Raw genomic sequence first — 21,193 nt, forward strand, 5'->3', positions numbered from 1 at the left:
AGTTAAAAAAGACTAAATGAGTCTTTATTTTTCAAAAAGTATTACTTTGCCTTGCTCTAAGCTTTTTGCTACATCGATAATGCGTTGATTTTTACTACCTTTAAATTTTAAAGATAAGTCTTTTTGCTCTAAAATAAACTTCCCATCTATCAAAACATCAGCTAAGATAAGTAATTCTTTTTTTGATTTTTCTTCTAATAGCTCTTCATAAGTAAAACCTGTATATATAGTAAGATCAAGCCCTAAAGCCTTAATGTGTTTTGCTAGAATACTTAAATTTTTTGCTTGCATAAAAGGCTCCCCGCCACTAAAAGTAACACCTTGGAGCAAAGGATTTTTACAAATATCATCATACAAACTTGCTAAATCTTGCAAATATCCTTTGTTAAAATCATGTGTTTGTGGATTATGACAACCTTTGCAATGATGAGGGCAGCCTTGAGTAAAAATCACATAACGCAAACCATAGCCATCGACTATGGATTCTTTTATGACACCAGCTAATCTAAGAAAAATCGTGTTTAATTCTTGCATGAACTTCAGCTTTTTTAGCGTCATTAAAACGATCAAGCGTTCCTACTAAATAGCCTGTGATTCTTCTTATGCGTTCAAATTTAATATCATCTTCTTTTCTATGGCACTTTGGACAAAACTCATCTATCACACCACTATAACCACACACTGGATCCCTATCTAGTGGGAAATTAATCGAGCCATAGCCTATATTGCTTTCTTTCATACATTTTATAATGCGTTCAAAACTTTCTAAATTCTTACTCACATCGCCGTTTAATTCTACATAAGTAATATGCCCGCCATTATTTAGCTCATGATATGGGGCTTCGATTTGAATTTTTTCATATATACTAATAGGAAAATCCACAGGAATATGAAAAGAATTAGTATAAAAATCTTTATCGGTTATGCCTTTTAAAATGCCGTATTTTTTTTGATCTAGTTTTAAAAATCTTCCACTTAAACCCTCAGCTGGGGTAGCTATGAGTGAAAAATTAAGCTTATCTTTGAGTGCTTTTTCATCGACAAATTCACGCATAAAACGCACGATTTGCAAACCTAAATCCCTTGCTTCTTGACTTTGTCCATGATGAGAACCTACTAAAGCTATTAAACTCTCACAAAGTCCTATATAACCTATAGCTAAAGTCCCGTGTGCTATGATTTTTTCTACGCTATCATTTTCTTTTAAAGAATCTGAATCTATCCAAATTCCCTCGCCCATTAAAAATGGGAAATTTTTAACCTTTTTTAGACTTTGAATTTTATATCTATGAAGTAATTGCTCATACACAAGCTCCAATTTTTCTTTTAAAAGTGAGTAAAAAAGCTCTAAATTTCCTTTGGCTTCTATGGCTAAACGCACAAGATTTATACTTGTAAAGCTTAAATTTCCCCTGCCGCTTGTGATTTCTTTGCTCTCATCATAAACATTTGCCATAACCCTAGTTCTACAACCCATATAAGCTACTTCGCTATTATAATCACCCTTTTTATAGTATTTTGCATTAAAGCTTGCATCTAAAAAGCTAAAATTTGGAAAAAGTCTTTTAGAAGCACATTCTATAGCGAGTTTAAAAAGCTTGTAGTTTGGATCTTTTTCATTATAATTAATACCTTCTTTTACTTTAAAAATTTGCACAGGAAAAATTGGTGTTTCACCATTTCCTAAGCCTTTCATCGTGGCTTTGAGTAAATTTTCTATTACCATTTGCCCTTCAAAAGAAGTATCGGTGCCATAATTTAGCGTGCTAAAAGGCACTTGAGCTCCTGCTCTTGAGTTCATAGTATTAAGATTATGCACCAAAGCTTCCATAGCTTGAAAAGTCGCATCTTGGGTTTGCTTTAATGCTCTTTTGTAAGCATAAGCATTTGCTTGTTTTAAAAAATTCTCATCACTATTTAAATCAAGCTTTAAAAGCTCTTTAAAGCATTCTTTTTCGCTTGAAACTTGAAAATTAGCATTTTTAAAGCATTGCTCATCTAAGTTTTGCTCTAATTTTATTTCAAAAAAAGCATTTATAGCCTTTTTATACTCTTTTTGAAAAGTCTTTGCCACACCCTTTGCCATAGCAAAATCAAAATTTGGTATAGATTGACCTCCATGCATTTCATTTTGATTAGCCTGTAAAGCAATGCAAGCTAAAGAAGCATAAGATCTGATATCATTTGGCTCACGCAAACTTCCATGTCCAGTGCTAAAACCATTTTCAAAAAGCTTTAACAAGTCTATTTGACAACAAGTTTGTGTTAGCATATAAAAGTCTTTATCGTGTATATGTATATCGCCATTTTTATGTGCATTTGCGATATGTTTTGGTAAAATACACTCATCTACATAGTATTTTGCTCCTTCTGAACCATATTTTAACATCATACCCATAGCACTATCTGAGTTGATATTAGCATTTTCTCTTTTTAAATCAGCTTCTTTAGAATCTTTGAAAGTTAAATCATCATACAAATTTAGCAAATCATAGCTACCATTGCGGATTTGTGTTCTTTTTTGGCGGTATAATATATAAGATTTTGCAGTATTGATTAAAGCATTTTTTATTAAAACCTCTTCAACTTTATCTTGAATTTGTTCTACCTGTGCATGATTTTCATCAAGTAAAGCTACAACCTCATCACAAAGCTTACCTAATTCATCATTTTCTAATTTTTTATCAGTAGAGTTTATATTGGCTCTAAAAATAGCATTTTTAATTTTAAAAATATCAAATGCAACTTGACTTTTATCTCTTTTTGTAATAAATTTTATTTTCATGTAAATTTTCCTAAAAAATAATCTCTAGAAGCTAAAAAATAACGCTTTATGAAGATAAGTTTAGTACAAAAACTTGATGAAAAACTTAAAAAGATAAAAGAAAAATTCACACAAAAATTGTGTGAATTTTGTTTATTCTAATTCTATACCTTTTACTGCATAAAGTTTATCAATACCACGATTTCCAAACATTTTTTCAGTATTACAATCCTTTTGGATATTCCACTCATCTAATTCATGATGGAAATTTTTGCAATTGTGAAAAAGATATGCCATAGTAATTACATTTTGCACATCCCAATTCACAACACTATGCTCATACGCATGACAGTTTTCAAAACAATGTGCCATTCTGGTAGTATTTGAAGTTTTCCAATGCAATAAAGAATGATTAAAATTAACACAATTAAAAAACATATAAGACATATCTTTTAAATTTTGAGTATCCCATTTTGATAAATCTTGATTAAAATTTTTGCAGTTAAAAAACATACTTGCCATATTTTCAACTTTAGAGACATTCCAGCGTGACAAATTTGCATTAAAACTTTCGCAACAATAAAACATATAAGACATATCTTTAGCATTTGATACATCCCAATGTTCAATACCTAAAAAATCCAATCTTTTAGAATAATAAAATACATAAGAAAAATCATCAATCAAAGATACATCAATATCCCTTAGAGAAATTCTTTCATTATGCACCAAATTCATTAACTCATTTTTGCTTTTAGGTCTATACATTTTGTCCTCCTTTTTGTATATTTTAAAAAACAAGTGTGAAGTCAATGTAAAAAATTTACAAATTATTAACAATAACTTTCAATATATTAATAATAAGTATTTTAAAATAAACTTAATTTAAATAAGAGAAAACAAATACAAAATATTTAAATCAAACAATGTAACTTTTTGTAAAATATGACAATGATTATCAAAAAAAGCGGATATAAAATAGTAAGTGGTGACCCATACGAGACTCGAACTCGTGTTACCGCCGTGAAAGGGCGATGTCCTAACCGCTAGACGAATGGGCCATTTTGCAGTTTTAAGATGAAATTATAACAATTTTTACTTAATAATTATTTAAGGCATTAAAAAATACCTTAAATATCGATTTCTATCCCTACAGGAGCATGATCTGAGCCAAAAATATCATCTCTTATAAAAGCATTTTTAAGTTTATCTTTTAAGCCATTAGAAATGAAAAAATAATCAATCCTCCAGCCTACATTTCTTTCTCTTGCTTTCATTCTATAACTCCACCACGAATACTTTTCTTTAACATCGCCATTTATATGTCTAAAAGTATCTATAAAACCTAATTTTAATAAATCATCTATCCAAGCACGCTCAATCGGTAGAAAACCTGAAGTTTTTTCATTAGCTTTTGGGTGGGTTAAGTCTATCTCACGATGTGCGGTATTAACATCTCCACAGATGATAATTTCTTTACCTTCTTTTAAAAGTTTATCTAAATATACTAAAAAGTCATTATAAAATTTCATTTTAAAATTCAAACGCTCTTCATCTTTTTGACCATTTGGAAAGTAAATATTAAACAAAACTACATTTTTAAAGCTATGCTCTAAAACTCTACCCTCATCATCATCAAAAAACTCACATTTTTTTACCTCACAATCAAAATTACACAAGCTCATTACACCTGAATACCCTGCTCTTTTAGCACTATTTGAATACATATGTTTAAAAGGATACTCATAAATTCTTTTTGGAAATTTATCCTCGTGTGCTTTGATTTCTTGAAAACCTATAAAATCAATTTCTTCTTTTTCAATCCAATCAAGTGCATTTTTATCACAAATTGCCCTTAGGCCATTTACATTCCATGATAATAATTTCATAATTTAATCCTTAAACTTACAAAAAGCAAAATCATACCATAAAGATATTAAGTTAACCATTTTTATTTATAATTAAATCTTTAATTTTGAAAGGATTTCATGAAATTTTTTAATATATCGTGGCTTAAATTTATTATTTTGAGTGCTTTTTATATAACTAGTATCAATCTGAAATTGTTTTCTTATATTCACGAAAATTTACATCCTCATAATAATGATATTTCCATTATTTTATATATAATTATATATTTTGCACTATTAGTTGGAATTTTCGCTTTATTATTTTTGCCTTATCTTAGCAAGATTTTAATGATTTTTTTAATAGGCGTGAGTTCAATTAGTAGTTATTTTATGATCAATTATGGTGTTATTATAGATCATGATATGATTAGAAATGCTATGCAAACTGATCAAAAAGAAGTACGCGATCTGATTAATTTTAATATTTTTGTTTATATATTTTTTACTTTTGTGATTCCAGCATTTTTAGTTATAAAAATTAAAATAGAATATCACAATATCAAAAAACATTTAATCATCAAATTTGGCACTTTATTTGTTGCTTTATTTGTTGCTTTTGGATTGCTTGGAATTTTTTCAAAAAGTATTGTACCATTTTTAAGAACTTATAATGAAGTAAGAGTTTATAACACTCCTTTTTATCAAATTTATTCAGCAATTAAATATATAAAATTAGAAGTTATTCCAGAAAAAGAACTTCAAAAGATAGCTTTAGATGCGAAAATGGAAAAAGACTTAAACAAAACTATGATTTTAGTCATAGGGGAAACCGCTAGAGCAAATAACTATTCTTTGGGTGGTTATACCAAAAATGATACTAATTTTTATACCAAAAACGAACCTAATTTAATATATTTTGACAATGTAAGCTCTTGTGGGACAGCAACTGCTAGAAGTTTACCTTGTATATTTTCAAGACACAAAAGAGCTGCTTTTGACAATAGTCTTTATGAAGAAAATGCTTTAGATATTTTACAAAGAGTTGGAGTTCAAAGTGTTTGGCTTGGAAATAATTCTGGAGGTTGCAAAGGAAACTGCGATCGTATAGCACATAAATTGATTTCAAAAGATTATGATGAGAGCTTACTTGAGCTTGTAAAAGAACAATTACAAAATCCATCTTCAAGTAAAATCATAGTCGTTCATTTGCAAGGTTCTCATGGACCAGCTTATTTTAAGCGCTATCCAAATGAGTTTAAAAAATTTACGCCAACTTGCGATACAAATGAATTACAACAATGCTCGCAAGAAGAATTAACTAATACCTATGACAATACTTTACTTTATACAGATTTTATCATCAAAAGTCTTATTGACTTACTAAAGCAAAGTCCTTCACAAAATACTTCATTGTTATATGTATCAGACCATGGAGAAAGTTTGGGAGAAAATGGAATTTACCTTCATGGAATGCCCTATTTTATAGCACCAAAAGAACAAACTCATGTTCCTATGATTCTTTGGAGCAAAGATAATAATTTAATCCAAGAATTACAAAAAAAGAAAGATTATAAATTATCTCAAGATAATATTTTTTCAAGTTTATTAGGATATTTTAATGTCCAAACTAAAGAATATGAAGAAAACTATGACTTATATAGTAAAAATTTAAAGGAAAATCCTTAATGAAGCCAAAGTATTCTTTATTTAAAAATGCAAGTTATGCCTTTAGTGGCATTAAATTCTTGCTTAAAGATGAAATGGCTTTTAGAATAGAATTTGCCATTATCTTACCTTTGATTTTTGTAAGCTTATTTTTACCTGTGAGTTTTTTAGAACATTTTGTGCTTATTTTAGTATTAGTTTTGATTTTAATTATAGAGGCATTAAATTCTGCCATAGAAGCTTGCGTGGATCTTTGTACGAGCGAATTTCACATCTTAGCTAAAAAAGCAAAAGATTGTGCGAGCGCTGGGGTGTTTTTTAGCGTTGTTTTGGCTATAATTACTTGGAGTTTTATTCTTTTTAATATGGCTAGAGAATGGATGATAAAGTAAAAACACTATGCATAAAAATCTTTGGTAAAAAACGCTTTGAAATTTTAGAATTTTTAGCCCTTCATGCTAATGAAGATGGCTTTGTCTTTGCAAATATCGAAGAACTTTCTAAAAAGTTAAACATCAGTAAACCAACCATCATTTCTACTTTTAAATTTTTAGAAGAAAAAGCTTTGCTTGAAAAGCTCAAAAACGGCTTATATAAACTCAAATAGGAGATAAAATGACGCTTAAAAACCCTTTGGATATGCATTTACATTTACGCGATGAAAGCATGCTTGAACTTGTAGCTCCATTTAGCGCAAAAGACTTTAAAGCGGGAGTTATCATGCCAAATTTAATCACTCCGCTTACTGAAATAAACGCATTAAAAGCTTATAAAGAACGCATTTTAAAAGCATGTAAAAATGAAGATTTTACGCCTTTGATGACTTTATTTTTTAAAGACTATGATGAGCAATTTTTAGAAAAAGCTAAGGATGAAATTTTTGCTATCAAACTTTATCCTGCAGGCATAACTACAAATTCAGATAATGGAATTTCAAGCTTTGATATAGAAAAGTTAAAACCTACACTAAATGCTATGAGTGAGCTTGGCCTGCCTTTACTTGTACATGGAGAAACAAATGATTTTGTAATGGATAGAGAGGCAAATTTTGCTAAAATCTATGAAAAATTAACTAAAAATTTTCCAAAATTAAAAATTGTAATGGAACATATTACCACTAAGGTTTTGTGTGATTTATTAAAAGATTATGAAAATTTATACGCAACTATCACTTTACATCATTTAATGATAACCCTTGATGATGTAGTAGGTGCTAAGATGGACCCACATTTGTTTTGCAAACCTATTGCAAAACGCTATGAAGATAAAGACGCTTTATGTGAGCTTGCTTTTAGCGGCTATGAAAAGGCTATGTTTGGAAGTGATAGCGCACCTCATCCTTTGCATACTAAAGAATGCTGCGGGTGTGCAGCTGGCGTATTTAGCGCACCGGTGATTTTACCTGTATTAGCTGAACTTTTTGAAAAGCACTCAAATGAAGCAAATTTACAAAAATTTATTTCAGATAATGCTTGTAAAATCCATAATCTTAAATTTGAAAAAGATAAAATCATCACTTTAGAAAAACAAGAATGGCAAGTAGCGCAAAAATACGGCGATGTAGTGCCATTTATGGCGGGAAAAACTTTAAATTTCAAGGTTATTTAGCCTTGAAATTTAATCAATAATCAAAAGTTTTATCTTAGCTTCTATAATCTCTTCTACCTCATCTTTTACAAAGCTTTCTAACTCTTGTTTGTTTGCATTAATGCCATTCATACTCAAATGCCATAAGGCATTTTCTATCGCACTATCCTTATCTCTTTTTACCACTCTAGTTTCATTAAAAATTTCACTCTCATAAGAAATATTTTGCGCATTTAAAAAACTTTGCAAATCCTCTTCATAAAAACCTTTAAAATGCGTGTTAAAATGCTCAAATATAGGATCTAAAAAGCTACTTTTGCGCCTACTCGCCCAGCCTAAATATACTTTTTTAGAAGCTAAGCTTAAAAAAGCTTTATAGTCTTTTTCATTTTGCAAAGCAGGAGACATGCTCAAAAAGGCTAAATCAAAATTTGTGTTATTGTTTTTATAAAAGTTTTCAAAGTCTAAATTTAAAGTTTTTATATTTGATATAGCATGAGTTTTTGCATCTTCTTGTAAAATTTCAAGCATAGCACTAGAGCTGTCTATACCTAAAACACTTTTTGCTTTTTGTGCTAAATGCAAAGTCCAAACACCGCTCCCACAGCCTATATCCACCACGATTTTGCCTTGTAAAGATCTAAGTTTTGCAAAAGTGGCTTTTTGAATTTCGTTTAAGCTAGAACTATATCTTGCATAGCTTTTTGCTTTTTTATTCCATAAATTCATCTTCACTCCTTATTTTTTCTAATATAGTATAATATTTTTTTGTTTTTAGAAAGGAAAATTATGCGTGTATTGTTTTTGTGTTTGATTTCATTTTTAAGTATATATGCCAAAGATTTAGTAAGTGTTAGTATAGCCCCACAAGCTTATTTTGTAAAGCAAATTGCTAAAGACACTTTGGACATCAATATAGTCATACCACCTAATGCAAATGAGCATACTTTCGAATTTAAACCAAGTGGTATTTTAAAACTTGAAAAAAGCGATATTTACTTCACAGCAAATTTAGAATTTGAAAAAATTTGGATTTTAAAACTTAAAGATAATCTCAAAAATACCAAAATCATCTCTACTCAAAATGGCATTGATTTTATACCTTTACAAGAGCATGCTCACGAAGGACACCATCATCATGGAGATGACCCTCACACATGGCTTGATCCACTTTTAGCAAAAACTCATGCTAAAAATATCACTTTAGCACTTATAGAACAATACCCGCAAAATAAAGCATTTTATGAACAAAATTTAGAAAATTTCTTAAAAGAAATGGATACATTAAATTTACAAATACAAGCTTTATTTAAAAACACAAACAATAAGCATTTTTTAGTTTATCATCCATCTTGGGGGTATTTTGCAAAAAGATATCATCTAAGTCAAATTCCTGTTGAAATAGAAGGAAAAGAACCTAAGCCAAAAGACTTGGCCAAGCTTGCAAAACTCATACAAAAAGAGCAAATAAAAGCTATTTTTGTACCTAAAGGAGCTAATAATAATACCATTAAAGCTATGGCAAGTAATTATAATCTTAAAATCATAGAACTTGATCATTTGCCAAGTGATTATGAAAATGAACTTTTAAAAGATGCAAAAAATATAGCAAGCGTTTTACAATGATAAAAATCAATATTAAAAATTTAAACTTTTCATATAACCAAGATGAGGTTTTAAAAAATATCAACCTAAACTATGAAAGCAAAGACTTTTTAGCCATAGTAGGGCCAAATGGCGGGGGTAAATCTACACTTTTAAAACTCATACTAGGCTTACTAAATAGCCATAAAAATATAAACTTTGAAAGCTTAAGTTTAAAAGATATAGGTTATGTCCCACAAAATACTTTAGCTAATCCAAACTTTCCAGTACGCGTGCTAGAAGTGGTGATGATGGGAAGGGTGGATAAAAAATTCTTTGGTTTTTATACCAAAAAAGATCAAGAGCAAGCCTTGCTAGCCTTAGAAAAAGTAGGTATGAGAAATTTTTGGGATAAAAAAATCAATGAACTAAGCGGAGGCCAAAGACAAAGAGTTTATATAGCAAGAGCCCTAGCAAGTGAATGCAAACTTTTAATCCTTGATGAGCCTACTGCAAGCATAGATACCAAAGGCTCGGTGCAGATTTTTGAGCTTTTGAAAAAATTACACGAAAGTGGGGTTGGCGTGATAGTAATATGCCATGATTTAAATGTAAGCTTAGCTTATGCAAATAAAATCGCATATTTAAACAAAGAATTATTCTTACATGAAAACACCCCTGAAAAAAAGGCACATTTACTAGCGCATTTAAGCCAAAATCACACGCATTTTTGTGATGTGGAGCTTAGCTTGGAGCAGTGTTGCTGTGAAGGAAAAAACCATGCTTGAACTTTTATCTAGCTCTTTTATACAAAATGCTTTTTTGGCTGCATTTTTAACTAGCATTGCTTGTGGGATTATGGGGACTTTGATCATGATCAACCGCTTAAGTTCTATGGCAGGAGGCATTACACATGGGGCTTTTGGGGGTATAGGCATAGCATTTTATTTTGGTTTGCCAGTACTTGTTAGTACGAGCTTATTTACTCTTTTTTTAGCCTTGCTTGTAGCGTTTTTAGTACAAAAATATCCTTTTAGAAGTGACAATATAGTCGGGGTTATATGGGCTTTTGGAATGGCTGTTGGTATCATACTCATAGACTTAACCCCTGGGTATAATGGTGATTTAATGGGGTATTTATTTGGTAGTATTTTGTCTGTGCCTACACAAGATATAGTTTTATTTGCAGTGATTGATGTGATTTTTATCATTTTAGTATTGCTTTTTTATCGTCAATTTGAAATTCTAAGCTTTGATAAAGAATTTGCAAGCTTAAGAGGGGTTAAAACCAATCTTTTTCACTATCTTTTAATCGCAATGATGGCTTTTTGTATTGTTATAAGTATCAAAGTAGTAGGACTTATACTTGTGATAGCTTTACTTAGCATACCTGCATTTATCGCTGAGAGCTTTTCTAAAAAGCTTGGTCAAATGATGATCATCTCTACGCTTTTGAGCATAAGTTTTTGCGTGATAGGGCTTTTTGTGAGTTTTTATTATAACCTTGCAAGCGGAGCATGCATTATAGCAAGCGCTTGTATAGCTTTTGTGCTTTATCTTTGTTTTAGTGCTTTTTTAAAGAAAAGTTGAAATTTACTTTTACTTTAAAACACTATTTTCATGCACTCTTAAAAAACTAGCAAATTTTGGTTTGCCATTTTTGGTTAAACCATTGTATTTAAAAGTAATTATAGCACCAATTGGCGGAGGATTTAAGCGATCGCTTTCTTTAAAACCTGAACCTATTTTAAAACTCACTTTTTTACCCTCAATCACTGCTTCACAAAGTAAAGATCCTATTTTACCTTCAAATTTTCCCTTACCTTCAAAATGCTTTTTTACAACACATTCTGTATCATCAAAAGGTTTTAGTTTAAAAGCATTATTTGATCTTTTCTTTTCATAAGGTGCATTGTTTAATCTTATGATTATACCCTCGCCCTTATGCAAAATGATATCTTGGTAAAATTGCTTTAAATGATTTTTATCTTTAATGGAAACTTGTGGAATAATTTTTATATAATCATTTGGATTTTTAGCTAAATACTTTTTCAAAACTTCTAATCTTGCTTCTAAAGTACAAAGATCAAGTTTAAATTCCTCACAAGCATTTGGCACATCAAAGACATTATAACTTACTTTTTGCCAAAGTTTTTCATCAGGGTTTTCTTGGCGTATTAAAGATGAAATTTCTTCAAAAGAAGCTCTTTTTATCCAAAGTTCTCCATCTAACTCAAATTTAGGAAAGTTTTTTGTGAAAAATAAAGGAAGTTTTATAGTATTTCCTGCTCTTGTTTGCATAGACTTACCATTCCAAAGACCTCTTATACCATCGAGTTTTTCACTCATGAGATAATGGCTTAAATTTACATCTTTAAATGCTTTTTCATCATAAACTTTAAAAAGCAAAATATCTTTTGCAAAAAGAGAATTTAAAAAGAGAGTAAAGAGAAAAGCAAGGCTAAAAAGCCTTGCAATAAGATTAAAGTGCTTTTTTAGCAGCATCTGCAATTTTTGCAAAAGCAGCTGCGTCATTCATCGCTAAATCAGCTAAGATTTTTCTATCAAGCTCAATGCCTGCTTTTTTAAGACCATTTATAAATCTTGAATAACTAATATCATTTAGTCTGCAAGCTGCATTGATACGCACTATCCAAAGACGACGAAAATCGCGTTTTTTGCGGCGTCTATCACGATACGCATAAACCAAACTTCTTTCTAATTGTTCTTTAGCTTTTCTAAAGTGTTTGCGGCGACCACTATAAAAACCACGCGCAAGTTTTAAAACTTTTTTATGTCTGCGGCGTCTTACAACACCTGTTTTTACTCTTGCCATATTTATCCTTTCACAAATTGGCGTTCGTTAAACGAATCTTGCCCTTTAAAACAAGGGGAGTTTGAATGACTTTCGTCAAAAACTAAATTTAAGCGGGCTTAAATTCCTAACATTTTTTCAACCGCTTTAACATTGGTTGAGTGAACATACTTAGAAGTGCGGAGATCACGCATTCTTTTAGCAGGTTTTTTAGTCAAAATGTGGCTTCTATAAGCAGCACCTCTTTTGATTTTATTTTTACCTACTTTGAAGCGTTTAACAGCACTTTTAACGCTTTTCATTTTTGGCATGTGTATCCTTTGGATAAATTTTTTCATAAAAGAAAGCTATCATTTTACTATAACTATGCTTTAGAAAAATTAAATTTTTATGACACAACCTGTCACAAGGATTTAATATGATTTTATTAATTTTATAAAATCCAATAAAGGAGTCAAATGGCAATAGTAATTGGTATTATAGTTATGATAGCTACTGCTATATGGGCTATAGTTTGTGGTACTTTTTGGGCTTTATTTTTGTTTGTAGTGTGGTGCGTTATATTACCAAGTTTATTTTTAATAGAAAAATACGGAATTATAAATGTAGCAGTTTCTTATGTGCTAATTTTAGCAGGCGTAGTAGTACTTGCAAGGATAATTAAAAGTAAACAATACTAAAAACCTTGACAATACGGGGGGGGGGTATTGATATAATTGACATAAAAAATAATAAGGAGGGTTAAATAATATTAAAACATAATTTTCCTTGCACTTCATGTGGAGCATGTTGTAAAAATATTAATGGCATTGAAGAGTTGAAACACTTTAATATAAATGGTGTTTGCATTAATTTACAAGAAGATAACTCTTGTAAAATTTACAACGAAAGACCCTTAGTATGCAGAGTGGAAGATTTTTACAATAAATATTTTAAAGACACTATGAGTAAAAAGGATTTTTATAACGAAAATATAAAAATATGTAATTTATTGCAAGATAAATTGAAGCTAGATAAAAAATACAAAATAAATTTAATAACAAAGGAGATTTAAAATGGCAGTTCCATTTATTTTAGGCGGAATAGCTTTAGCAACAGGTGTATTTGGTGCTAAAAAAGCATACGATGGTTATCAAGATAAGTGTGCAGCAGAAGGTTAGATAATAATGCTAAAGCTATTTTTAATTATGCAAAAGAAAATTTAGACGTAGCTAGAAAAAATGCTGAACAAGCTTTGGAAAATTTAGGGCATGCAAAGTTGCATATTCATCAAAATTCTTTTAAAGAGTTTATTGATATTTTTTCTAAACTTAAAAATGTAGAAAGCGATGATTTTTCTAAAGATGATTTAAAATTTAATATTAATGAATTTATAGAATTTACCAAAGAAAGTGTAATTGACTTTACAAAATTAACAGCAGGTGGGATAGCATCTCTTGGTGCTGGGGCTTTAGCTGGTATTGGAGCTTATGGTAGTGTTGGATTACTTGCAAGCGCTTCTACCGGAACTTTAATTTCTACACTGAGTGGCGCAGCGGCTACTAATGCTACTTTAGCATGGCTTGGAGGAGGTAGCTTAGCTGCGGGTGGATTTGGAATGGCTGGTGGAATGGCTGTTTTAGGTGGTATAGTAGCTGCGCCTGTTTTAGCAGTTGGAGGATTTTTATATTCTAAAGTTGGAGAGCAAGCTTTGGACGAAGCAAAAAGTAACCTACATAAAGCAAAAGCAGTAGCAAGTGAAATGGATACTGCAAGAATTGCAACAACAGCAATCGGTTCTATTGTAAATGAATCTCTTATAGCTATACAAAATTTAGATGGAATTTTAATTAAAGAATTACAAACTTTTAAATTAATGATTATAAGAGAAAATGATTATTCTAAATTTACTGATGGTGAAAAAACATATACTCAATTTATTGTAAATTTAGTAAAAGCAATTAGTGGTATTTGTAAGGTAAATGTACTAACTGAAGATGGCATAGTAAATAAAGAATTTAAAAAAGCTGTCCAAATAGCACAAAATTTAAATAAAGAAATACAAACTATTTAAAAGCGGAATTTCCGCTTTTAAAATAAGGAAGATATCATGAATACTGTATCATTGTTTGATGAATTACTAGAAGAACTAGGGACCCAAAGTTTAGCAAGATTAGGTCTTAATATATTTAACACTAGCTCATATGAAGCCTATATGGAAAGTACAAAACTTACAACAAATATGCAAAAAGCTACGCAACAGCATGGCAATAACCCAAATGGTTTTGGTCAATTGTATGAAACACTAGAAGTTGGTAAAGAAAATATCAGCAACGCATATAATAAAAATAAAAATAGAAGCTTCACAACAGATGAGCTTGCCGAAATAAGCAAAGTCTTCAAAGGGGAAAATATTGATCTATACAAAAAAGAGACAATTTTGGCAAATTATAGCGATGAAGAAATTAAAAATTTGACAAACAATGTCAATCTAGACAACTTAACCAAAACAAATCATACTATAGTAGATACCGTAACTTTAAACGAAAAAGGCGAAATAGCTAAAACAGAACAATTAAAAGCTGTTAATGATAGTATATTTGGAAAAGAATATAATAGATATTTTGAAGTGATTAAAAATGGAAATTTAGACTATATAAAACTGATAAAGAAACTTACGAAAGGGCGCAAAAAGAAATAGAAAAATTAGAAAATAACATAAAAAAAGCCCCTGAAGAAAAAAAATCAACTTTAGAAAAAAAACTTCAAGAATATAAAAGCAAATTTTCTTTTCTTACTCAAGGTAACGAGAGAGAAAAAGCTGGCTACACAAAAGAAACTAATTCTAAAAACCACACAGACAAATATCAGGCCTTAAAAGAAGTATATATTATTCAAGCAAAACAAGCTACTATAAATGTTTTTCAAACTGGAGCTAGCGATGCTGGTGTTGTTGTTCTTAGTACATTTGCAAGCGGTGTTATAACTGAACTTAAAAGCGAATTTATAAAAAAAGAACATGAGGATTTTGATGTAAGATTTAAGCGTTTATTATCAAGAGTAATTGAAAACGGGAAAGATGCTTTTATAAGAGGAGCTAACTATGGTATTATAGATGTTATTGTTGGAATTGCTTCGCAATATTTTAAAAGAATTGGTGGGCACTTAAAAGCTTTGTGGAAAAATTTAAGAAGTGGTTTAAAATCTATATGGAATGCAATATATGCTTATATAACTAGTAAAATTAAAAGTTTTGACGAACTTATAAAAGTGATATTAAAATCTTTGTTTTCCGCTATTATGACTATATTTGCAATTGCCTTAGAAGAACAAATTTGTCAAGCATTAGGTGGAAGTCAATTATCTCAAATTTTATCCATAGGAATATCCATTTTTATTTGTTCATTAGCTGTAGTTTTATTTTCTAAAACTGTTGAAATAACAATAAATAGCTTTGTTGCAATTTTTGCTAAGGCAAATTTGGCTAAAGCAAGAAGAGAAGAAGTTGAAATAGTTTTTGATAAAATCATGCCTAAAATGATAGAAAACCAAGAATCTTTGGAAATTTTCATAGATGATTATATGCGTGATTTAAAAAATACTAACAATATGAGTTTTCAAGAATTACAAACCGCCTTAAATAACAGTAACTATACACAAGCAAATCAATCTATTATAAACCTTGCAGAAAAATTTGGTATTGATGATTTATTTAAAACACGAAAAGAATTTGATGATTTTATGTTTAGCAATGAAAATTTAAAAATATAAAAGGAATAAAATGGGATTCTTAGATACTTTAAAATCTATAGCAATTAGTGCAAAATGTGAAATTGGGTGGCACGGAGGAACTTACAGCAATGAAGAAGGAAAACCTCGATGCTATCTTTCAAAAACATGCCCCGACTGTAATGAATATATCAGTAAATACAATCACAACTTTGCAGAAAGAGTTATAGCAGATCCGTACTCTTGCAGAGGTTATGAAGAATGTATTTATTGTCAGTACAGAGAATTTGGAACATATCACAAATTTGAAAAAGTAAGAAAAAATGAAAGATGTCAGATAATAGAAAAATGCTCTCAATGTGGAAAAGAGCGTTTGGGTGATATACAGCATTCTTGGGTACAAATTCCTTTTACAAATAAAGATGCATCTATTAATGGAAAAAGAAAATGTAGAGATTGTGGATATATTGAACAATAAACCATGCTAAACAAACTACCCCAACTTTTTTCATTGCTTTTTAGCTATAAATCAAACATCTTTGATATCATCTCAAAGCCAAAGCAAGCTTATACTTACACTAAGTTTGCTTTAGAGCTAAAAGAGCTTTATGAAAAAGAAAATGACAAAACAGAAACCGCTTTTATCATCCTAGATAGAGTACTTAAATTTAAAAAAGAAAATCCTGATGATTTTAATGATTTTTTAAAGCTTATTCAAGAGCTTTTAACTACCTATGAAAATGATCCAAAAACAATCAAACAAAACATCAAAGATTTGCTAAAATAAACAAAAAAAGGTTGTATATGGAAAAAGACAAGCTTTCTACGCGTTTAGTTTCTATACTGCAGTGTTTAAACAATGGCGAGCGCTTTAGCTTAGAAGAGCTTGCACAAGAATTTAATGTCAGCATTCGCACCATACAAAGAGACTTGCATGAGCGCCTTGCTTTTATCCCTATAAAAAAAGAAAATGGAAAGTATTTTTTAGAAGGCTATGTTTTAGGAAAATTAAGCTTTAAGGATATACAAAATTTTGCTATTTTAAGCGGTATAGGTAGACTTTATCCTAGTTTAGATAAAGAGTTTTTAAACGACTTGCTTAATGAAAAAATCAATAAAGCCTTTTTAGTCAAAACCCAAAGCTATGAAACACTTGATAGAGAAGTTTTTGAGGAACTAAGTGCAGCTATCATAGCAAAATACCCCATTAGTTTTTACTATAAAGAAAAACACAGAAAAGCAAATCCATACAAACTCATCAATATTGATCACATATGGTATCTTTTAGCAGATGAAAACGATACTTTAAAAACCTTTACTTTTTCTAAAATCACACAACTAAAAGTAGAAAAAAAGAAATTTTTACCCCAAAAGAAGAGTTTTTAAAACAAATTCAAAAAGATCAAAGCAACTGGATTAGTAAAGAAAACAAAGAAGTTATTTTAAAGCTTGATAAAAAAGCCAAAGAATATTTCTTAAGAAAAAATGCCCTTACTAAATACGAATTTATAGATGAGGATGAGAATTTTATTTACATCAAGGCATTTTATATCTATGATGATGAGCTTTTAAATTTAATAAGATATTGGATACCATATATTAAAATAAACAAACCTATCGCTTTAAAAGAAAAACTTTTTGAGCAGTTAAATACATACATGCAAGATTAGCGTTTTTTTAATACATAGAGTTGTTCTTGTATATGCATAGAGCGTTTAGAAAGGTTTCTACTAGCTCTAAAGGCATTATACTTTTGCTCAAGCACAAAACATTCTCCAAGACTTTGAAGTCTTTTTGTGAAATTTTCTTTTTTTACAAAACCCTCACAATTATAAGAAAGCAATACAATCTTGGCTTTTAAATCATTTATCAAATCAAACAAAGCATCTTCGGCTTTTTTTTCTTTGTTAAAAGCACTGCGGTTCCAGTCTTTTGGTATACCAGAAACCTTTGAGATTTCCTTTGGCTTTTTATAATTAGCGATTAAATTTAACATAAAATAATTTGATCCATAAGGGTGTTGATTATAAGGTGGGTCTAAATACGCCACATCAAAGCCATCAAGCTCTTTAGCTAAAACATTTGCATCTTTTTGAGAAACCTCATATTCACAAGTAAAATTTGAAAAAATAGGCATTTTTAAAGCTATATCGCCCTTTATACGACTAAGTGCGTTTGCTCCATTTCCTCCAAATTTTCCCACTCCATTTTTATCTTTATAAAAACCTTTAAAAACCCCGCTTGTATTTGCATGCACACTTGCTTCATAGATAAGCGGTGCGATAAAGTATTTTTGTATATTACTTGGCAAGCTTGAAATTTTTTCTCGCATAGAGTCTAAATACATCGCATTTTTAAGCGTGTAGAAAACTCTTTCATTCTTTTGGATACACTCATCATCATTTGGCGCATAAAGTTTGCTTATAAAACCTTTTTTGAGTTTTAAATCAGAAATTAAAAAATCATAATATTTTTGTAATTCTTGTAAAAATTGTGTATTTTGATTGCTTAAATAACACTCATTGATGATTTTAGAATAATCTTCCAAATCATTTGCCATGATAAAACTCGCATAAGACCTCACAAAACGCGAAACTACCCCAGAGCCACTAAATACATCACAAAAACTAAATTTGTCTTTTTTAAGCTCATTTTGTGCGAATTTGAAGCCTTGATTTAAAAACTCAAGCAAAGATCTTTTATTACCAAGATAAGTTATGATTTGTTCTTTTAAAAATTGTGGATTTTCTTCTAGCATAAGTTTAAAATACAAGCCTTAAAAAGGCTTGCGATTATTTTTTCTTTTTAGGAGTTACTAGCATATTTACATAGCGTCCTTCGAGTAAAGGCTCTTTGTCTCTATCTGCTATATCTTCAACCATTTGCCAAATTTTTTCAAGCAAAGCTACCCCTGCTTCAGGAGAGCCCATCTCACGACCTTTTAAAAACACTCTAAATTTCACATGCTTGCCTTGCTCTAAAAACTCGCTTGCATGTTTGACTTTATAATTAATGTCATTTTGAGCGATTTTCACAGAAAGTTTGATTTCTTTTATATCAATAACTTTTTGTTTTTTCTTTGCTTCTTTTTGTTTCTTTTCTTGTTGATAACGGAATTTTCCATAATCCATTATCTTACATACAGGTGGTTTGGCTTCAGAGGCTATCATCACCAAATCAAGCCCTAGTCTATTTGCTATATCTAGTGCTTCATCACTACTAATAATGCCATAAACCTTGCCATCATCACCTATACATCTGATCTCATCTGCTTGAATTTCTTCATTTAGCAATACTTCTTTTTCTTTACTCAAAAGCGTACCTCACTTAATTTCTCCTTTGTTAGGGTTATAAATTCATCTAAAGTCATTGTTTTTTGTTCTTTTGCTCTTCTATCTCTTAAAGCCACACTTTTGTTTGCTACTTCTTCATCGCCTAAAACAAGTATCATAGGCACATGTGCTTTTTCGGCTGTGCGAATTTTTTTATTTAAGCTTTCATTTTTATTATACACTTCACTATCAATGCCAAGTTCTAAAAGTTTTCTTGCTATTTCTTTTGCATAATCATGATGATTTTGCGAAATAGGTACTATAGCTACTTGAGTTGGCGCTATGAAAAATGGCAACTCGCCCGCACAATGCTCTACTAAAATTCCTATAAATCTTTCAAAAGAACCCAAAATAGCACGGTGAAGCATTACAGGTTGTTTTTTCTCATTATCTGCGTCTGTGTATTCGAGTTTAAAACGGCTTGGTAAGTTAAAATCTACTTGTATAGTTCCACACTGCCATTTTCTTTTTAGCGCATCAGTGATTTTAATATCGATTTTTGGACCATAGAAAGCTCCACCACCCTCATCAATGCCATATTTTAAACCTTGCTCGTCTAAAGCTTCTTTTAAAGCCTTTGTAGCTATATCCCAAATTTCATCATCGCCTATTGCTTTTGCTGGGCGTGTTGAAATTTCCATTTCATAATCAAACTCAAAAGCTTTCATCAAAGTATCGACAAAGCTTAAAATTTCTAAAACTTGTTCTTTTATCTGACTTGGCATACAAAAAATATGCGCATCATCTTGAGTGAATTCTCTTACCCTAAAAAGCCCGTGTAAAACTCCACTTTTTTCATGGCGGTGCACCACGCCGTATTCAAAAAATTTCAAAGGTAAATCGCGATAACTTCTAACATCACTTTGATAAATTTTAATATGTCCTACACAATTCATCGGCTTAATGCCATATTCTTGCTCATCAATTTGCGTAAAATACATATTTTCTTTATAGTTTGCATAATGCCCACTAATTTTCCACGCATCAGCTTTTAAAAGTTCAGGCCCACGCACAGGCTCATAGCCTCTTAATCTATGTGCTTTATATAGCAAATGCTCTAATTTGCTTCTTAATTTTGCACCATTACTAAGCCATATAGGAAGCCCACCGCCTATTTCATCATCAAAGGCAAAAAGTTTCATTTCATTACCAAGTTTTCTATGATCTCTTTTTTTAGCTTCTTCAATGATTTTTAAGTATTCATTTAAACTTTCTTTATCTGCAAAGGCAGTACCATAAATTCTTGTGAGCATTTCTCTTTTTTCATCACCACCCAAATACGCTCCCGCTACACGAGTAAGCTTGAAAAATCTTAAATATCTAGTGTTTGGTACATGAGGTCCACGGCATAAATCTTCAAATTCGCCTTGCTTATAAATACTTACTTTTCCATCAGGAATTCTTAGTAAAACTTCTTGTTTTAAATCATCATTAGCAAATTTTTCTTTAACCTCAGTCTTTGAGAGTTCATATTTTGTGATGTCTAGCTTTGCTTCAGCTAGTTCTTTCATTTTCTTTTCGATTTTGCTTAAGTCTTCTTCTGAAATCTTACTATCAACTCTAAAATCATAATAAAACCCATCTTCTATCACAGGTCCTACGAAAAATTTAGCCTCTGGATATAAACTTTTAATCGCTTGAGCCATTAAATGCGCACAAGAGTGGCGGATAACTTCTAAACTTTCTTTAGAGTTATCAAAATAAATCGGAGTTAAATTTGTATCATTGTTAAAACTTTGAGTATCTACCAAAGTTTCATTATTTGCATATGCAATTATATCTTTTGTCATTTCTACCCTTAACACTCACTAACCTTGTGAGCTTAAATTAAAATATAAGACTAATTTTAGCTATGAAAAACTTAAACTTTTTTTAAATAAAGGATATT

The 21,193-nt window shown here is 30.4% G+C and carries 25 protein-coding genes, 1 tRNA gene and 1 pseudogene; 15 read left to right on the forward strand and 12 right to left on the reverse strand.

What is annotated here, in order from left to right; genetic code table 11:
- Window positions 1-24 precede the first annotated feature (24 nt).
- From nrdG to CAMP5063_RS00485, 5 genes are all read right to left on the reverse strand, one after another.
- On the reverse strand, window positions 25-534 hold the full coding sequence (nrdG, locus tag CAMP5063_RS00465; RefSeq protein WP_337194600.1) for an anaerobic ribonucleoside-triphosphate reductase activating protein: 510 nt from the start codon (window positions 532-534) through the stop codon (window positions 25-27).
- Complete coding sequence (locus tag CAMP5063_RS00470; RefSeq protein ID WP_337194601.1) at window positions 506-2,785, reverse strand: anaerobic ribonucleoside triphosphate reductase; 2,280 nt, start codon at window positions 2,783-2,785, stop codon at window positions 506-508. Before CAMP5063_RS00470 ends, nrdG begins: the two co-directional genes overlap by 29 nt.
- 132 nt (window positions 2,786-2,917) lie before the next feature.
- Window positions 2,918-3,532, reverse strand: coding sequence for a BspA family leucine-rich repeat surface protein (locus CAMP5063_RS00475; RefSeq protein WP_263669998.1), 615 nt, complete (start codon window positions 3,530-3,532; stop codon window positions 2,918-2,920).
- 218 nt (window positions 3,533-3,750) lie between these two features.
- A tRNA-Glu gene (locus CAMP5063_RS00480) sits at window positions 3,751-3,825 on the reverse strand.
- A gap of 69 nt (window positions 3,826-3,894) precedes the next feature.
- Window positions 3,895-4,653: an exodeoxyribonuclease III gene (locus CAMP5063_RS00485; RefSeq protein WP_039617114.1), complete on the reverse strand. Its 759-nt coding sequence runs from the start codon at window positions 4,651-4,653 to the stop codon at window positions 3,895-3,897.
- Between the two features lie 99 nt (window positions 4,654-4,752).
- Between CAMP5063_RS00485 and CAMP5063_RS00490 the strand changes: the two genes are divergently transcribed.
- From CAMP5063_RS00490 to pyrC, 4 genes are read left to right on the forward strand one after another with little or no spacing between them, the layout of a single operon-like run.
- Window positions 4,753-6,300 (forward strand): phosphoethanolamine transferase, encoded by a 1,548-nt coding sequence (locus CAMP5063_RS00490; RefSeq protein ID WP_337194602.1) that lies wholly within the window; start codon window positions 4,753-4,755, stop codon window positions 6,298-6,300.
- Window positions 6,300-6,671, forward strand: coding sequence for a diacylglycerol kinase (locus CAMP5063_RS00495; protein WP_133319123.1), 372 nt, complete (start codon window positions 6,300-6,302; stop codon window positions 6,669-6,671). Before CAMP5063_RS00490 ends, CAMP5063_RS00495 begins: the two co-directional genes overlap by 1 nt.
- Window positions 6,656-6,886, forward strand: a complete 231-nt coding sequence (locus CAMP5063_RS00500) for a helix-turn-helix domain-containing protein (protein WP_012660796.1) — start codon at window positions 6,656-6,658, stop codon at window positions 6,884-6,886. Before CAMP5063_RS00495 ends, CAMP5063_RS00500 begins: the two co-directional genes overlap by 16 nt.
- An 8-nt stretch (window positions 6,887-6,894) precedes the next feature.
- Window positions 6,895-7,887 (forward strand): dihydroorotase, encoded by a 993-nt coding sequence (gene pyrC / locus CAMP5063_RS00505; RefSeq protein WP_263737406.1) that lies wholly within the window; start codon window positions 6,895-6,897, stop codon window positions 7,885-7,887.
- Window positions 7,888-7,896: 9 nt separating this feature from the next.
- Here the strand turns inward: pyrC and CAMP5063_RS00510 are convergent, their stop codons facing one another.
- Window positions 7,897-8,595, reverse strand: coding sequence for a class I SAM-dependent methyltransferase (locus tag CAMP5063_RS00510; protein WP_337194603.1), 699 nt, complete (start codon window positions 8,593-8,595; stop codon window positions 7,897-7,899).
- A 60-nt stretch (window positions 8,596-8,655) separates the two neighbouring features.
- Between CAMP5063_RS00510 and CAMP5063_RS00515 the strand changes: the two genes are divergently transcribed.
- Genes CAMP5063_RS00515 through CAMP5063_RS00525 form a run of 3 tightly spaced genes read left to right on the forward strand, consistent with a single transcriptional unit; the run spans window position 8,656 to window position 11,040 of the window.
- Window positions 8,656-9,492 carry a metal ABC transporter solute-binding protein, Zn/Mn family gene (locus CAMP5063_RS00515; RefSeq protein WP_263737408.1) on the forward strand — a complete coding sequence of 279 codons (837 nt, stop codon included), beginning with the start codon at window positions 8,656-8,658 and terminating at the stop codon, window positions 9,490-9,492.
- Complete coding sequence (locus tag CAMP5063_RS00520; protein WP_263737409.1) at window positions 9,489-10,238, forward strand: metal ABC transporter ATP-binding protein; 750 nt, start codon at window positions 9,489-9,491, stop codon at window positions 10,236-10,238. The genes CAMP5063_RS00515 and CAMP5063_RS00520 overlap by 4 nt, the downstream gene beginning before the upstream one ends.
- The gene (locus tag CAMP5063_RS00525; protein WP_039625059.1) at window positions 10,231-11,040 is read left to right on the forward strand and encodes a zinc ABC transporter, integral membrane protein; all 810 of its coding nucleotides are present in this window, start codon (window positions 10,231-10,233) and stop codon (window positions 11,038-11,040) included. Before CAMP5063_RS00520 ends, CAMP5063_RS00525 begins: the two co-directional genes overlap by 8 nt.
- A gap of 9 nt (window positions 11,041-11,049) precedes the next feature.
- On the opposite strand, the gene CAMP5063_RS00530 is transcribed toward CAMP5063_RS00525, so the two are convergent.
- From CAMP5063_RS00530 to rpmI, 3 genes are all read right to left on the reverse strand, one after another.
- A complete protein-coding gene (locus CAMP5063_RS00530) occupies window positions 11,050-11,955 on the reverse strand; it encodes a DNA ligase (RefSeq protein ID WP_337194604.1) in 906 nt (301 codons plus the stop codon).
- Window positions 11,933-12,286: a 50S ribosomal protein L20 gene (gene rplT / locus CAMP5063_RS00535; RefSeq protein ID WP_039617097.1), complete on the reverse strand. Its 354-nt coding sequence runs from the start codon at window positions 12,284-12,286 to the stop codon at window positions 11,933-11,935. Before rplT ends, CAMP5063_RS00530 begins: the two co-directional genes overlap by 23 nt.
- 98 nt (window positions 12,287-12,384) lie before the next feature.
- On the reverse strand, window positions 12,385-12,576 hold the full coding sequence (gene rpmI, locus CAMP5063_RS00540) for a 50S ribosomal protein L35 (protein WP_039617094.1): 192 nt from the start codon (window positions 12,574-12,576) through the stop codon (window positions 12,385-12,387).
- Between the two features lie 147 nt (window positions 12,577-12,723).
- Between rpmI and CAMP5063_RS00545 the strand changes: the two genes are divergently transcribed.
- The 8 genes and pseudogenes from CAMP5063_RS00545 to CAMP5063_RS00580 all read left to right on the forward strand — a co-directional run bounded on the left by CAMP5063_RS00545 (window position 12,724) and on the right by CAMP5063_RS00580 (window position 17,643).
- On the forward strand, window positions 12,724-12,945 hold the full coding sequence (locus CAMP5063_RS00545) for a hypothetical protein (RefSeq protein WP_263659198.1): 222 nt from the start codon (window positions 12,724-12,726) through the stop codon (window positions 12,943-12,945).
- A gap of 68 nt (window positions 12,946-13,013) precedes the next feature.
- Window positions 13,014-13,319, forward strand: coding sequence for a YkgJ family cysteine cluster protein (locus CAMP5063_RS00550; protein WP_139471045.1), 306 nt, complete (start codon window positions 13,014-13,016; stop codon window positions 13,317-13,319).
- Between the two features lie 87 nt (window positions 13,320-13,406).
- Window positions 13,407-14,318, forward strand: coding sequence for a hypothetical protein (locus CAMP5063_RS00555; protein WP_337194605.1), 912 nt, complete (start codon window positions 13,407-13,409; stop codon window positions 14,316-14,318).
- Between the two features lie 36 nt (window positions 14,319-14,354).
- Window positions 14,355-14,945 (forward strand): hypothetical protein, encoded by a 591-nt coding sequence (locus CAMP5063_RS00560; RefSeq protein ID WP_337194606.1) that lies wholly within the window; start codon window positions 14,355-14,357, stop codon window positions 14,943-14,945.
- Between the two features lie 584 nt (window positions 14,946-15,529).
- The gene (locus CAMP5063_RS00565; RefSeq protein ID WP_337194607.1) at window positions 15,530-16,015 is read left to right on the forward strand and encodes a hypothetical protein; all 486 of its coding nucleotides are present in this window, start codon (window positions 15,530-15,532) and stop codon (window positions 16,013-16,015) included.
- 10 nt (window positions 16,016-16,025) lie between these two features.
- Window positions 16,026-16,451, forward strand: coding sequence for a hypothetical protein (locus CAMP5063_RS00570; RefSeq protein ID WP_337194608.1), 426 nt, complete (start codon window positions 16,026-16,028; stop codon window positions 16,449-16,451).
- A gap of 3 nt (window positions 16,452-16,454) precedes the next feature.
- Complete coding sequence (locus tag CAMP5063_RS00575) at window positions 16,455-16,760, forward strand: hypothetical protein (protein WP_337194609.1); 306 nt, start codon at window positions 16,455-16,457, stop codon at window positions 16,758-16,760.
- A gap of 17 nt (window positions 16,761-16,777) precedes the next feature.
- Window positions 16,778-17,643 (forward strand): annotated as a pseudogene (locus tag CAMP5063_RS00580) (helix-turn-helix transcriptional regulator).
- Here the strand turns inward: CAMP5063_RS00580 and CAMP5063_RS00585 are convergent.
- From CAMP5063_RS00585 to thrS, 3 genes are read right to left on the reverse strand one after another with little or no spacing between them, the layout of a single operon-like run.
- Window positions 17,640-18,731, reverse strand: coding sequence for a DNA adenine methylase (locus CAMP5063_RS00585; protein ID WP_337194610.1), 1,092 nt, complete (start codon window positions 18,729-18,731; stop codon window positions 17,640-17,642). The pseudogene CAMP5063_RS00580 and the gene CAMP5063_RS00585 overlap by 4 nt on opposite strands.
- Window positions 18,732-18,765: 34 nt before the next feature.
- The gene (gene infC, locus CAMP5063_RS00590; RefSeq protein WP_220566975.1) at window positions 18,766-19,287 is read right to left on the reverse strand and encodes a translation initiation factor IF-3; all 522 of its coding nucleotides are present in this window, start codon (window positions 19,285-19,287) and stop codon (window positions 18,766-18,768) included.
- On the reverse strand, window positions 19,284-21,095 hold the full coding sequence (gene thrS, locus CAMP5063_RS00595) for a threonine--tRNA ligase (protein ID WP_039619515.1): 1,812 nt from the start codon (window positions 21,093-21,095) through the stop codon (window positions 19,284-19,286). The genes infC and thrS overlap by 4 nt, the downstream gene beginning before the upstream one ends.
- Between the last annotated feature and the right edge of the window lie 98 nt (window positions 21,096-21,193).

Origin of the sequence: Campylobacter sp. RM5063, from assembly GCF_024723655.1 — a bacterium.
GTDB classification, from domain to species: domain Bacteria; phylum Campylobacterota; class Campylobacteria; order Campylobacterales; family Campylobacteraceae; genus Campylobacter_D; species Campylobacter_D lari_D.

What these genes read in the sequence shown, in the direction of transcription:
- nrdG (WP_337194600.1), bottom strand. Translation starts at nt 534, where the DNA reads ATGCAAGAATTAAACACGATTTTTCTTAGATTAGCTGGTGTCATAAAA.
- CAMP5063_RS00470 (WP_337194601.1), bottom strand. Translation starts at nt 2,785, where the DNA reads ATGAAAATAAAATTTATTACAAAAAGAGATAAAAGTCAAGTTGCATTT.
- CAMP5063_RS00475 (WP_263669998.1), bottom strand. Translation starts at nt 3,532, where the DNA reads ATGTATAGACCTAAAAGCAAAAATGAGTTAATGAATTTGGTGCATAAT.
- CAMP5063_RS00485 (WP_039617114.1), bottom strand. Translation starts at nt 4,653, where the DNA reads ATGAAATTATTATCATGGAATGTAAATGGCCTAAGGGCAATTTGTGAT.
- CAMP5063_RS00490 (WP_337194602.1), top strand. Translation starts at nt 4,753, where the DNA reads ATGAAATTTTTTAATATATCGTGGCTTAAATTTATTATTTTGAGTGCT.
- CAMP5063_RS00495 (WP_133319123.1), top strand. Translation starts at nt 6,300, where the DNA reads ATGAAGCCAAAGTATTCTTTATTTAAAAATGCAAGTTATGCCTTTAGT.
- CAMP5063_RS00500 (WP_012660796.1), top strand. Translation starts at nt 6,656, where the DNA reads ATGGATGATAAAGTAAAAACACTATGCATAAAAATCTTTGGTAAAAAA.
- pyrC (WP_263737406.1), top strand. Translation starts at nt 6,895, where the DNA reads ATGACGCTTAAAAACCCTTTGGATATGCATTTACATTTACGCGATGAA.
- CAMP5063_RS00510 (WP_337194603.1), bottom strand. Translation starts at nt 8,595, where the DNA reads ATGAATTTATGGAATAAAAAAGCAAAAAGCTATGCAAGATATAGTTCT.
- CAMP5063_RS00515 (WP_263737408.1), top strand. Translation starts at nt 8,656, where the DNA reads ATGCGTGTATTGTTTTTGTGTTTGATTTCATTTTTAAGTATATATGCC.
- CAMP5063_RS00520 (WP_263737409.1), top strand. Translation starts at nt 9,489, where the DNA reads ATGATAAAAATCAATATTAAAAATTTAAACTTTTCATATAACCAAGAT.
- CAMP5063_RS00525 (WP_039625059.1), top strand. Translation starts at nt 10,231, where the DNA reads ATGCTTGAACTTTTATCTAGCTCTTTTATACAAAATGCTTTTTTGGCT.
- CAMP5063_RS00530 (WP_337194604.1), bottom strand. Translation starts at nt 11,955, where the DNA reads ATGCTGCTAAAAAAGCACTTTAATCTTATTGCAAGGCTTTTTAGCCTT.
- rplT (WP_039617097.1), bottom strand. Translation starts at nt 12,286, where the DNA reads ATGGCAAGAGTAAAAACAGGTGTTGTAAGACGCCGCAGACATAAAAAA.
- rpmI (WP_039617094.1), bottom strand. Translation starts at nt 12,576, where the DNA reads ATGCCAAAAATGAAAAGCGTTAAAAGTGCTGTTAAACGCTTCAAAGTA.
- CAMP5063_RS00545 (WP_263659198.1), top strand. Translation starts at nt 12,724, where the DNA reads ATGGCAATAGTAATTGGTATTATAGTTATGATAGCTACTGCTATATGG.
- CAMP5063_RS00560 (WP_337194606.1), top strand. Translation starts at nt 14,355, where the DNA reads ATGAATACTGTATCATTGTTTGATGAATTACTAGAAGAACTAGGGACC.
- CAMP5063_RS00570 (WP_337194608.1), top strand. Translation starts at nt 16,026, where the DNA reads ATGGGATTCTTAGATACTTTAAAATCTATAGCAATTAGTGCAAAATGT.
- CAMP5063_RS00575 (WP_337194609.1), top strand. Translation starts at nt 16,455, where the DNA reads ATGCTAAACAAACTACCCCAACTTTTTTCATTGCTTTTTAGCTATAAA.
- CAMP5063_RS00585 (WP_337194610.1), bottom strand. Translation starts at nt 18,731, where the DNA reads ATGCTAGAAGAAAATCCACAATTTTTAAAAGAACAAATCATAACTTAT.
- thrS (WP_039619515.1), bottom strand. Translation starts at nt 21,095, where the DNA reads ATGACAAAAGATATAATTGCATATGCAAATAATGAAACTTTGGTAGAT.